The following is a 1,221-nucleotide window of genomic DNA, read 5'->3' on the forward strand; positions in this document are numbered from 1 at the left end:
TCGGAAACGCGCGATCGCGCACTACGCTACCTCCAGGGTCTGCTCAGTCAGTGCGAACGTAAGAATAGCTGGCATCTTGCCGAGTGGCTCGGGGATGCCACCCCAGATGGGGTGCAGTACCTGTTGGATCGTGCCCGCTGGGATGCGGACGCAGCACGCGATATTCTCCGCCAATGGGTCATCGATACGCTGGGCTCGCCTGAGGGTGTCCTAGTCCTGGACGAGACTGGCTTTATCAAGAAAGGCCAGCACTCGGCCGGCGTGCAACGCCAGTACAGTGGCACCGCCGGCCGTATCGAAAATAGTCAGATCGGGGTCTTTCTTCTCTACGCTAGCCCGGCGGGGCATGCCTTCCTGGATCGCGCCCTGTACTTGCCCAAATCCTGGACACAGGACCGCGAGCGTTGTCGGCGTGCGGGCATCCCTGATGACGTCGAATTTGCCAGCAAACCCGAGCTCGCTCGCCGGATGCTGGAGCGCGCGATGGATCAGGACATACCGGCCGCCTGGGTGACGGGGGATAGCGTCTATGGCGGTAACCGCAGCCTGCGTCTGTGGCTGGAGGAGCGCTCACAACCCTTTGTTTTAGAAGTGGCTTGTAACGAGTCCTTGTGGTGGCAGAGCTTCCACTACACGCGAGCGGACGAGATCGCAGCGGCATTGCCGGATGACGCATGGCAGACCCTATCCGCTGGCTCAGGCAGCAAGGGCGAACGCTGGTACGACTGGGCGTTGACGCCACTGACAAGGCTGCAGCCTACGGAAGAGGCACGCCGCTGGGGCCATTATCTTCTGATCCGACGCAGCCTCTCGACACCGGATGAGTTGGCCTATTATGTGGTCCACGCGCCCAGGGACTGGGTATCAATAGAGACGCTGGTTCGAGTCGCGGGTCAGCGCTGGAAAATCGAGCAGGGTTTTCAGACGGCCAAAGGGGAATGCGGTCTGGATGAGTATGAGGTGAGGCGCTGGGCCAGTTGGCATCGCCACATTACTTTGTCGCTGCTCGCCCACGCCTTGCTGGTGGCGATACGGCAAGCGAGTCACCAGCAAAAAAAACTCGTACCGACAGGATTGAGTGGACACTCTCCGAGCTCAGGCGACTAATCGGGAGATGTCTATGGCAAGGACAACAGGCCCTGTCCCATGTGCTTCATTGGTCGGACTGGCGACGAAAGCACCAGTACCGGGCTTGGCGGTGCCACTGTCGGCAGCAGCAAG

At 60.6% G+C, this 1,221-nt stretch carries 1 protein-coding gene; it reads left to right on the plus strand.

Going from position 1 to position 1,221, the window contains the following annotated elements; translation table 11 throughout:
- On the plus strand, positions 1-1,107 hold a 1,107-nt coding region (locus tag GRB80_RS15775), incomplete at its 5' end, for an IS701 family transposase (protein ID WP_161424379.1).
- Positions 1,108-1,221 lie beyond the last annotated feature (114 nt).

It is taken from the genome of Halomonas icarae, from assembly GCF_009901955.1.
GTDB lineage: Bacteria > Pseudomonadota > Gammaproteobacteria > Pseudomonadales > Halomonadaceae > Halomonas > Halomonas icarae.